Origin of the sequence: Chamaesiphon polymorphus CCALA 037, assembly GCF_003003845.1 — a bacterium.
Classification (GTDB): domain Bacteria; phylum Cyanobacteriota; class Cyanobacteriia; order Cyanobacteriales; family Chamaesiphonaceae; genus Chamaesiphon; species Chamaesiphon polymorphus.
In genome coordinates this window covers 1-7,420 of the sequence record NZ_PVWO01000286.1, presented here as the reverse complement: position 1 = coordinate 7,420, position 7,420 = coordinate 1, and the positions used below count along the sequence as shown (strand labels likewise).

6 protein-coding genes and 1 pseudogene are annotated in these 7,420 nt (G+C 48.6%); 3 read left to right on the top strand and 4 right to left on the bottom strand.

Going from position 1 to position 7,420, the window contains the following annotated elements; translation table 11 throughout:
* Nucleotides 1–253, top strand: a pseudogene (locus tag C7B77_RS19145) (3-isopropylmalate dehydratase small subunit); the annotation flags it as partial.
* Between the two features lie 92 nt (nucleotides 254–345).
* On the opposite strand, the gene C7B77_RS19140 reads toward C7B77_RS19145, so the two are convergent.
* The 4 genes from C7B77_RS19140 to C7B77_RS19125 form a co-directional block, all read right to left on the bottom strand.
* Nucleotides 346–705 carry a HesB/IscA family protein gene (locus tag C7B77_RS19140; RefSeq protein WP_106308416.1) on the bottom strand — a complete coding sequence of 120 codons (360 nt, stop codon included), beginning with the start codon at nucleotides 703–705 and terminating at the stop codon, nucleotides 346–348.
* An 86-nt stretch (nucleotides 706–791) separates the two neighbouring features.
* Nucleotides 792–1,199 (bottom strand): phosphomannose isomerase type II C-terminal cupin domain, encoded by a 408-nt coding sequence (locus C7B77_RS19135; RefSeq protein ID WP_106308413.1) that lies wholly within the window; start codon nucleotides 1,197–1,199, stop codon nucleotides 792–794.
* Between the two features lie 369 nt (nucleotides 1,200–1,568).
* A complete protein-coding gene (locus tag C7B77_RS19130) occupies nucleotides 1,569–2,501 on the bottom strand; it encodes an AEC family transporter (protein ID WP_106308410.1) in 933 nt (310 codons plus the stop codon).
* Nucleotides 2,502–2,508: 7 nt separating this feature from the next.
* A complete protein-coding gene (locus C7B77_RS19125) occupies nucleotides 2,509–5,040 on the bottom strand; it encodes an IMS domain-containing protein (RefSeq protein WP_106308407.1) in 2,532 nt (843 codons plus the stop codon).
* Nucleotides 5,041–5,509: 469 nt separating this feature from the next.
* On the opposite strand from C7B77_RS19125, the gene pdhA reads away from it, so the two are divergent.
* Together pdhA and C7B77_RS19115 are read left to right on the top strand one after the other, a co-directional pair.
* The gene (pdhA, locus tag C7B77_RS19120; protein WP_106308404.1) at nucleotides 5,510–6,541 is read left to right on the top strand and encodes a pyruvate dehydrogenase (acetyl-transferring) E1 component subunit alpha; all 1,032 of its coding nucleotides are present in this window, start codon (nucleotides 5,510–5,512) and stop codon (nucleotides 6,539–6,541) included.
* A 182-nt stretch (nucleotides 6,542–6,723) separates the two neighbouring features.
* Nucleotides 6,724–7,377, top strand: a complete 654-nt coding sequence (locus C7B77_RS19115) for a hypothetical protein (protein WP_106308401.1) — start codon at nucleotides 6,724–6,726, stop codon at nucleotides 7,375–7,377.
* Nucleotides 7,378–7,420 lie beyond the last annotated feature (43 nt).

Below are 7,420 nucleotides of genomic sequence, written 5' to 3'. Positions count from 1 at the left end.
CCCCTGTCTGACCGCAAATCCCGCCACTATCACCCGTCTGCAAGAGATTTTGCGGTCTAATCCGACAACTCCAGTTACCGTCGATCTCAACGCCTTACAGGTACAATGTGGCGACTTTACTGCTCCAGTCTCGATTGGTGAAGGCTCTCGCCAGCAATTAACCAACGGCACCTGGGACGCTTGCGGACAATTAGTCGCAAATCTAGCTCAGACGAAAGTTACAGCAGCAAAGTTACCTTATGTTGCCTGGTGATAACGAGAGTGGGGAACTGGGAGACTGGGAGACACTTGCATCCATACTCCCAATTCACGATCCACCAAAGCCTAAAACCTAAAGCCTAAAGCCTAAGTCGGTAATTGCCAGCGTTCCGACTCGATATGAGCGATCGAAAAAGAGTTGCCGCAGCCGCAAACGGTAGTCGCTAGGGGGTTTTCAAACCGGAAGCCCCCGCCCATGAGATCTTCAGAGTAATCTAACTTGAGATGCTCTAAAAATGCTAAATGTTGACGATCGATTAATACCGAGATTCCGTCTACCTCATAAACCCTGTCGGTTTCGGCGATCGAGTCGGCTAGATCGAGCGTGTAGTAAAATTTTTCGCAGCCCCCATTGCCAAAACTGACTCGAAAGTTACTGTCGGGTCGAGCCTGCACTGTCTGCATTCTGTGAATTTCGGCGATTGCTGCTTTGCTAATCTCAATCATTGCTTATATCGATCGCATCTACAAAAACAACCCTAGTCCCTCACGAATGAGGGATCGTAGGGAACGATGGATCGATAATATAACACTTAGCCGCTGTTTCGGGCATAGTCATCTTCAAACCGGACGATATCATCTTCACCTAAATACTCGCCATTTTGGACTTCGATGATTACCAACGGAATTACACCAGGATTTTCGAGGCGATGCTTGGTGCAAGCAGGTACATAAGTAGACTGATTGCTGTGGAGAATTTCTTTTTTATCATCGCAAGTGACCATTGCAGTGCCGCAAACGACGATCCAGTGTTCGCTGCGATGGTAGTGCATTTGCAGGCTGAGGCGATGTCCTGGCTTGACTTCGATCCGCTTAATTTTGTGTCCTCTGCCTTCTTCAAGAATTGTGAATGAACCCCACGGACGCAATTCTGTTGCAGCAACAGTATTTGTAGGTAATGGTGGTGCGGGGAGGAGAGTAGTTGTTTTGGTTGAAGTCATAAAGATAGGAAGTAGTGAGTTCTGAGGATCGGACGATCGGATTGAACGGATTAGCCAATAACCACTGTATCAAGATCGGTAGATGTTCCGAATCGACAAATATACCGATCTACCGAGTTAAAATAACGCCCCTGTAAAAGTTTATGACTCTTGAGAATAGAAACATATCATCTTTTACAAGCTTGCTCCGAATCTTGGCGAGCGTTATCTGCCCAATCTTAGCTCAAAAATAACTTAATTCACTCAGCTAGATCTGGGATTAGTTCGCCGAGCGAATATATCTTACCGTAGCTCGGATCTTAACTGCTATATTCCTGTTTGAGTAAGATTCTGCCAATCGATCGAGCATACCATTATCCGTAATTAACACTAATAAACAGAGATCCAAATAGGAATCATTGCCAGGAAAATTAACGTACTGACAATAATGCTACTAGCGACTAGATTGCCATTGAGATTATACTCCTCAGCCAGAATTAATCCCGCAAAAGCGCATGGCATCCCTGACATTAGCACCAAACCCAAGCGGGGATCGCCCCTCATCCCCATCATCGTAATTGCGATCCCAACGATGGTCGGCATGACGATCGTTTTGACGATCGCGGGTAATAGTGCCAGTTTTAGACTTTGCCAGCCCTGGATCTGGCTCAAGCGAATCCCCATTAAAATAAAAGCCCCCGGAATTACCACCCAAATCGAGCCATGCAGGCTGATTTCGACAACTTCTGGGAGTTGCCAGCTTCGAGTGAGCGAACCCAGCGCGAAGCCCCACAGAGAGGGCACTCGAAGCAGATCTCGAAACTGCGTCCACCAGCGATTTGTGGCGGTACCTTGACGACCGTAATAACTAGAGACGAGTACTCCTAAGCCATAAGTCCCAAAAACATTTTGGGTGACGCTATATAGCACCGCCCAACTTAAGTCTGCTTCGGAGACAAAAAAGGGGACGATCGCCAATCCGACAAAACCAGTATTACCCAGCATCGAAGATAGTAGCAAACTGCCTTTGAGTGCGGGCGGTGCGGCTGGTTCTGGTTGTAATTTCTGCCAAATCTGGAGACTGAGCCATCCCAATCCCAAGCCCAAGAGCAGCGAGCCAATGGTAATCTCTGGAGCTAATTGGGCGCGTTCGTCAAAGGTAGTCTGACGAGCTAGCGCGAAAATTTCGATCGGCACTCCGATCCAATATAGTCCGCGTCCGAGCCAATATGGAAAGGAAGTAGGTAAAAACTTTACCGATACAATACCTAGCCCCGTCCACCCAATTAGCGGAGCGTAGGCATCAACGAGACGATCGAGCATTAAATTGTTACTGTTGGCTGTTTAGTTGTTTGACGACACCCATGTCTTTAATGTACCAGTTATCTTTCTGGCGGACGAAGTTGTATTGAACCAAGAGTTGTTTGGAATAAGAATTATTGGGATTCAATTGCGTCCCTTGATAGTAGCGGGCATCTTCGTCTACTCTGGCCTGGATGGTCGCGACATTCGCGCGGGGATTGGGTTGAGAAATTGATGAGATGCCAATATTCTGATGCGCGTACTGCCAATGTACGCCATCTGCCTTCGCCGTTTTGGCACGATCTAGCGCATTAGATAATGCTGGTTCGGCCAACACAGCTTCTAATTGGGCAACTTGATATTCTCGACCCATAGATTTGGTTTTGGCACTCAACCATTTCTCGATCGTCTGTTTGGCAATCTCGCTAGTCAACACGCCATCGCTGGGAGGTAGTTGTGGAGACTCGGTTACAGGCACTGGTGGCACGGCTAACTGTGGAGATGGAGCGGTACGCGGATTGCCCGTAGATGTGGCGACTGATGGGGTAGAGATGCGATTACTCACAGCTTGAAATGCCGTCCCCGCCAGCCAAACCGTTCCCCACACGCAACCGATTCCACCCGTGCCGACTAAGAGAATGCGCGGAATGTTTGGTTTGCGGCGGATGCGACGGGGGCGGACGAGCGTACCAGACCGATCGCTACTTTTGGCTAATTGTCCAGATTTACTTGCAGGTACCAGTTGGCTGGCTGTCTGGATGGTAATTGTCGGGATCGCATCGTTCGGATAAAGCTGCTCGAATTGCCCGTCGATCGTCCGTGCGGTAGGCATCGATCGACGGCGTTGGCGTTCGCGCTCTAACTGAATTACATTGCTGTCTGGCTCGTTATTGGGATCTACTGGCAATGGCTCTGGTGCTGGCGGAAGTGGCTGTTCGACGCGCACGGCAGGGGTAATATTGCCAATACCGATCCGATCGGGAGGAGTTTGCAATACGGTATTGAGCGAATTGGGGCGGCGCAGGTTAGATCTGGTGGAGTAAGTGGCTGTGACTGGCTCGATGAGATCGCTGGCTGTGTAGCGATCGAAGTCCATCGATCCCGACAGATCGCCTGAAGGCGGTACGTCGATTAGCTTGGGTGCATCTTCCGTCCAACTCGTAACGCGACGATCGGTTGCAGGTACTCGATCGACGAAATCTTGGACGTCTCGATCGTTAAAATAAGCTTCGAGCGAAGGATCGCTGGTGAGTAAATCGCGGAAGCAGGGAAAAGCTTCATCTTTCAACCACGATTCGATATACCAGCACAAGCCTCTGATGAAATTGGACAAGCCTTGTGATTGTTGGCGGATCGTCAGTAGTGGGGCTGATTCTGGTGCCGAAACCAAGATTTGGTTGGCTTCTTCGGTTTGACCCAATAGGAGCGCGCAAATTGCTTGCTCGATCGCCACATCAATGCGTTGGCTGAGTCGATACTGCAAGATTTGTTGGGCGGTGTAGATCGATTGAGGATTGCGATAGGCAAAGCCTTGGGCGATCAGCGCGTGGACGTGTAAGTATGTACAAGCTAGTTGCATGACATTTAACACCGCCGCACCTTGATAAGAATCTCGCGCCAACTGACTGAACAAATTGCGTTGTTCGGCAGCAGTTAGGTGGGGCAGAGTTTCGTGGATGAAGGGGATCGCGCTCTCGCTATTGAGTGCGAAGCGTTCTTGGCACTTGACTTCGTTGGTACAAGCACTATCGAGCAATTCTTCGAGAAATTGAATCCCTTGTCGCCGCTGTTCGTGGCGATCGAGTGGTAACGAGACTAGCGATGCAATGCGATACGGACGCAACCGATCGAGCCGCCTGTCAATTTCACCTTGAATTTGCGGAAATAAATCTTCTTGAACCAGAATTTTCTTGGCAGTTTCAAAGTGAATTACGGCTTCCTCGTGGCAGCCATCTCGCCATTCACGCTCGCCCAATTGCCAAAATGACGAAACCATGGCCAGGACAATATCTGGCTTGAGGGGAATGATGTGAGTGCCGTTGGCTGTCTGTTTGACCTTGGCAAGTGGTACTGGTTCGTGCCGATCTGCTGGTTTGAGATTGCCGCTGGGAGTGATCGTAATCTGCGGCAGCGGATGCAGGCTGCCGCTATTGCTACTGCGCCCGTTGTTACCCAAATAGGGCATACAAATACTATTAATTTCCTCGTACTCGCCCAGCTCGAACAAAATTAGCAATCCACCCAAAAAGTGTTCGGCGGCGATGTCTAGCTCTGGACGGCGTTGCAATGAGCGATCGGCAAAGTCACTAGCTTCGCTAGCGGGAGTCTGTGCCTCGATCCGGAGCCGCTCGATCTGAGTTTGTTGATATTGTTCCCGTTGCTGTGGATCGCTTAATACCTGATAGGCCACAGTAATCAGCCGTTTGCGAGATTCGATCGCAGCATCAGAATATTCTTGCTGGGGCAATTGGAGCAAGCGATCTTGATATGCCTGCTCTAGCTCCGATAGATCGCTCTCGGGTATGCCCAAAATCTGATAATAATCAAGCGGGATTCGCACAGTTCACCTATACACACCATGAACGACACAGTTAACAGTTATCGACTTTAGCTCTGAGAATAGACTACTCTAGCAACCGATCGTGCTATTGCTGGTGGGGTTGGTGCCGTCGATGCACGCCCGCACTGGAGACTAGATTACTCGAAAAATTAACGAAATCTGAGCTTGTTGAAAACCTACGAATAAACATAACATAACATCTCAACTTTCGATCGATACTGCTAAAATCGACCGCTACATAATTATTTAACATAAGTTGCTAGTTAGATCTCAGAGTTAGGAATTGGGGAAAGGGTCAAGGGTAAATAGTTAACAATATCTAAATCTCCAGCCAAGTTTTGCGACTGGCTCTTGAGCTTATGAGTCAATAAGCGACCCGATCTAATTTATAATTTGCCATGGCAGTACTAGCCACTATGCCCCAAATAGGGGACAATATCGATCGCATACAAGTGGATAAAACAAACTAATGGTTCAAGAGAGAACTTTACCCGCATTTGAGCCAAAGTCGGGAGAAATCACCAAAGCAGAAGGCTTGATGTTATACCGCGATACGATCCTCGGTCGTTTTTTTGAGGATAAATGTGCGGAAATGTACTATCGAGGCAAAATGTTTGGTTTTGTCCATCTGTATAATGGGCAAGAAGCGGTATCTTCCGGCGTAATTAAAGCGATGCGTCCGGGACAGGACTATGTTTCTAGCACCTATCGCGATCACGTTCACGCCCTCAGTGCTGGCGTGCCACCGCGCGAGGTGATGGCTGAATTATTTGGCAAAGAGACTGGCTGTAGCAAAGGGCGCGGCGGCTCGATGCACATGTTTTCGGCAGAGCATCGGTTATTGGGTGGTTACGCTTTTGTGGCTGAAGGGATTCCCGTGGCGACGGGCGCGGCTTTTGCCAGTAAATATCGCCGCGAGGCTTTGGGCGATGCTAGTTCCGATCTGGTTTCGGCTTGTTTCTTTGGTGATGGTGCGGCCAATAACGGTCAATTCTTTGAATGTTTGAATATGGCAGCCTTGTGGAAGTTGCCGATGATTTATGTGGTAGAGAATAATAAGTGGGCGATCGGCATGTCCCACGAACGTGCCACATCCGTACCAGAAATTTATACTAAAGGTGCTGCTTTTGGGATGCACGGGGTGCAGGTCGATGGCATGGACGTATTGGCCGTTTATAGCGTCGCTAAAGAGGCTGTCGCCCGCGCGCGCGCTGGGGAAGGGCCGACCCTGATCGAAGCCCTCACGTATCGTTTTCGCGGCCACTCCTTGGCAGATCCCGACGAACTTCGACCCAAGGAAGAAAAAGATTTCTGGTTCGCTCGCGATCCGATTAAGAAATTGGCTAATTATTTAATTGCTGAAGGTTTGGCTACAGCCGACGAACTTGCCGCACTCGATCGCGAAATTCAAGATTTAGTCGATGATTCGGTAGAGTTTGCCGAAAACAGTCCGGAACCCGATCCCCGCGAACTGCGTCGGTACATCTTTGCAGAGGATTAGGGAATAGGGAATAGGGAATAGTGGATAGTGGATAGTGAATAGTGAATAGTGGCTAGAAAGTTTGAACGTAGGTGTTCGCTCATCCACCCATCCACTCATCCACCCATCCACCCATCCACTCATCTACCCATCTACCCTTCAGCGATTTGGTACAACTTCAGGTGGCTGAATAAATTTGGCCTATGTGCAAAAAACTGTCACATTTGTTGCTGTTAATATTGTGCGGTTGCACTCATTCTTCGATCGATCTATCGGCACAAAGTCAGACTAAGGAACCGCTCCCCAATCTGGCCGTAGTGATGCAAGCGCAGACAGTGGAAATTTATAATGATTGGAACGGATATTCAGATATCACCCCAATTTTACGTCATTATAAGTTACGCCTAGAACGACAAAAATTCGTGGGTAACGCACATATTGCCGTGGGTGGTTATGGTGCCGCAGGCATTCATCAGCAGAAAACAACTAGAGTAGCAATCCCCGCAGATGTAGGTACTAAATTTTTAGCAACACTATCGCAAACGCCGCTAAAAGTCGGAGCTTATCAACCGAAAATCGAACGGGATGATGACTATCCATCGATCGAGATTAAAGTTAGAATATCGTCGCAGCAACAAGTAACCTTTAGTTCGCGCTCCCAGGCGAATAATTATATTCCGTGGAAAGTCACAGTTACCCGCGCCAATAAGACCGCCGAATATATTAGCAATTCACCTATTCCCAACCGAGCACTGCAAATACTCAAACCCTATCTAGCCAGTCCGGGGATCGATCGCATTATCGAGCAACGGCGATATAAACGTAAGAGGATGTTTGAAAAGTCAGGAGAGAGTTAAATTTTATGCCAAACGCCTAACCATGATACGGATCATCGCTAAG